This window comes from Kribbella sp. NPDC020701, assembly GCF_055562215.1.
Window position 1 is genome coordinate 1 of sequence record NZ_JBVHFT010000057.1, and the last position, 3,115, is coordinate 3,115.

General features: G+C 64.5%; 4 protein-coding genes. All 4 read left to right on the top strand.

The window, feature by feature from the left end; all coding sequences use genetic code 11:
* A partial coding sequence (locus ACZ3HV_RS44450) for a hypothetical protein (RefSeq protein ID WP_465693930.1) occupies positions 1-300 on the top strand: 300 nt, incomplete at its 5' end.
* Positions 297-1,922 carry a polymorphic toxin type 17 domain-containing protein gene (locus ACZ3HV_RS44455; protein WP_465693931.1) on the top strand — a complete coding sequence of 542 codons (1,626 nt, stop codon included), beginning with the start codon at positions 297-299 and terminating at the stop codon, positions 1,920-1,922. The genes ACZ3HV_RS44450 and ACZ3HV_RS44455, both read left to right, overlap by 4 nt.
* A complete protein-coding gene (locus tag ACZ3HV_RS44460) occupies positions 1,922-2,185 on the top strand; it encodes a hypothetical protein (RefSeq protein ID WP_465693932.1) in 264 nt (87 codons plus the stop codon). The genes ACZ3HV_RS44455 and ACZ3HV_RS44460 overlap by 1 nt, the downstream gene beginning before the upstream one ends.
* 102 nt (positions 2,186-2,287) lie before the next feature.
* The gene (locus ACZ3HV_RS44465; protein ID WP_465693934.1) at positions 2,288-3,037 is read left to right on the top strand and encodes a golvesin C-terminal-like domain-containing protein; all 750 of its coding nucleotides are present in this window, start codon (positions 2,288-2,290) and stop codon (positions 3,035-3,037) included.
* The last annotated feature ends 78 nt before the right edge of the window (positions 3,038-3,115 follow it).

The window sequence follows — 3,115 nt, forward strand, 5'->3', positions numbered from 1 at the left end:
ACCTACGACCGCAACCGGCTCACCAAAACGGTCACCGGCGCCACGACGCTGAACCAGCGCTACGACCCGTTCGGGCGCGCCACCACCACCGATGTCGGATCGCAGGTCGTGGAACAGAACGCCTACGACGGCTACGACCGCCTCACCCGGCAGCAGAAGTTCGATTCGGCCGGCGCCCCGACCTTCACCCGCAACCAGACCTACGACCCGTTCGACCGGGTGGTCAACCAGTCCGAAAAGGTCGGCACCACCGCCCGATCACCACCAGGTACACCTTCGTCGGCCTCGCGAACCAGGTGACGGCCGAGGAAGAGAAAGACAGCACCGGGACCTGGAAGACCTCCAAGTCCTATGCCTACGGCACCGGCGGGGAGAACCTGTCCCTGGTCGATTCCCCGGTGAATGGGACCACGTCGGAGAAGTCGTACTACGGCACCAACCCGCACGGCGACGTCGAAACCCTCACCGACGACACCACCGGCTCGACCACGTCGACCTACCGGTACACCGCCTACGGCCAACCGGACAAGACCGGCACCACCGGCGACGACCTCATCTGGGACGATGCGGCCAAGGACGCCGACGTCGTCAACCCGTACCGGTTCAACTCGGCCCGGTTCGACGGCGCCACCGGCACCTACGACATGGGATTCCGCGAATACAACCCCAGCCTCAACCGGTTCCTCACCCGCGACATGTTTGCAGGCGCCCTGACCGACCTCGCACTGGGCACGGATCCCTGGAACACCAACCGGTACATGTTCGGCGGCGGCAACCCGATCAGCCGCATCGAGCTGAACGGCCACATGAACGCCACGGACTCGAGCGGCGGCGGCGGATTCATTGTCGGGTCTGTATTGGAAAGGTGTCCGAAGTGCCAACTGAAGATCCAACCCGATGGCGGGTGGAAGTTCGAGGGTGACGCGAGCGGGGACATCGTCGACACGGCGAAACCGCTCCTTCACGCCACCCTTGATGGGCTGGGGCTGGTCCCGGGCGCCGGTGAGGTAGCCGACGGCGCGAACTGCGCCTGGTATGCCCATGACGGCGAGACTGCCAACGCCGTCGCCAGTTGCGCTGCGATGGTTCCCTTCTACGGCTGGCTCGCCACCTTCGGCAAGTGGGCCAAGAACGGCGCCAAGCTGAGCGATGAGGCAGTCGCGGGCGAGAAGGTAGCTGCCGATGCCTGCAAGGTAAACAGCTTCGCCGGCGACACCCCCGTCCTCATGGCTGACGGGACGAAGAAGCCGATCAAGGACGTCAAGCTCGGCGACGAGGTCGTGGCGACCGATCCCGACACCGGGAAGCGTATGACGCGCAAGGTCGTCGATCTGATCCGGCACCGCGGCTGGCACACCATGGTTGCCGTCGGGCTGGCAGACGGGACCACGATCGACGCCACTGATCACCACCCGTTCTGGGACGCGTCTCGTGGGGCCTGGGTCGACGCGATTGACCTCCAGCCCGGCGACGTCGTCATCGGCGCGAATGGTGACCGGTTCACGGTCGCGAGCCTAGGTATCAGCGAACAAGACCTGACCGCATACAACCTCACCATCGTCGGCCTGCACACCTACCACGCGGGTGAGGACTCGATCCTCGTTCACAATGCCACCTGCTGGTCGATCGGGAGCCGCTTGAAGGCAGCCGGCCCTGGCTCGGACATGGGCTTGCCGTCGAGTGGGAAGATCCGATTCGTTCCGGAGCGGGGCTATAATCCTGTGAATCCGCTGCCTCGCGGACCACAAGGTGGCTACGTCGACAGGTTCGGCAACGAGTGGGTGGTTGGCCCGTCGAGGACCGCTGGACAGCCGTTCGAGTGGGACGTTCAGTTGTCGCGAACTGGGCAGGCCCAACTTGGGTGGCTGTCTCGTGATGGCTCCCACGTCAACGTATCGCCGTTCGGAGAGGTCACCCACTGATGGATCCACTGCCGTTCTATGCGCTGGTGCGCACCCGAGGACCCGGTATTCACGTAGATTCGAACAAACCACTTGCGGTCGGGGTCGTGCTCGGCAGAAGTGAGGGGCCGGGAGGCTGGGTCTATTCAGTGGGCATCGGCGAGACGACTTATTCGTTCGATCATCAGGAGTTGATTCCGCTGGGGTGTGTCCTTGACCGCGTTGTGATCTACGGCACCGACGAGGAGCTAGACGCCGCGCAGAACGTCTGTCGCTGTAGCTGATCGACCAACCAGCGGCGCAGTGATGCGGGGGGTCTGGCCCCTGTGACTGTCGCGTCGTTGACGCTGGCGACGGCGGCTGCCTTGAATCGCGAGTTGGTATAGATCAGGTCACTCGGCGCGGCCGCGTCAGCAGGGGCGGGGCGGGCGACCAACTGGCGGGTGCTGCCGGATGTCGCGGGTTCGTTCGACGTCTACGCCTCCTGCCCCACGGCTACCGGCGCGACGACGGCGGCGACGTACACGATCAACCACTCCACCGGTGCCGCGACCAAGACCGTCGACCAGTCCGCCTGCACCGCGGCCACACCCTGGATCAATCTGGGCAACTACTCATTCCCGAACGGTGTCGCGAAGACGATCACGCTGAAACCCTCAGCAGACGGTGTGGTGAGCGCGGACGCGATCAAGCTGGTCTCGACCAGCCCGGTCGAGGCCCGCTCCTTCACCTACAGCTACGACGCCAATGGCCGGCAATCGGAGGTGAAGGACAACAACCCGAACGCCGCAACCGACACGTTCAAGGTCACCACCGACGGCCTGGGCCGCACCACCCAGGTCCAGGAGCTCAAGACGGGAGTCGAGAGGGCGAAGACCGACTACACCTACGACCTCGACTCCAATGTGTTGTCCACCAACGCGCAGCGGGGCGCTGACGCGAACACGCTCGGCGTGTCTCGTTACACCGGCTACACGTGGGATGTCCGGAACCTGGTCGACACGGTCAAGGCCGGCGCCACTCCCACCGGTTCGCTGGATACCTGGTCCTATACCTATGACGGTCGTGGTCTGCGGTCTACGGTCACGAAGCCGAACGGCAACCTCGCAACCTTCACGTTGATGACGCTCATCTGAATCTCCCCAGACCTGCTCACTGAAATTCCCCACCCCGTGTGGCTCCACCGGATGTGGTGGGGCCCCTTCGAGACTGGC

What these genes read in the sequence shown, in the direction of transcription:
- ACZ3HV_RS44460 (WP_465693932.1), top strand. Translation starts at nt 1,922, where the DNA reads ATGGATCCACTGCCGTTCTATGCGCTGGTGCGCACCCGAGGACCCGGT.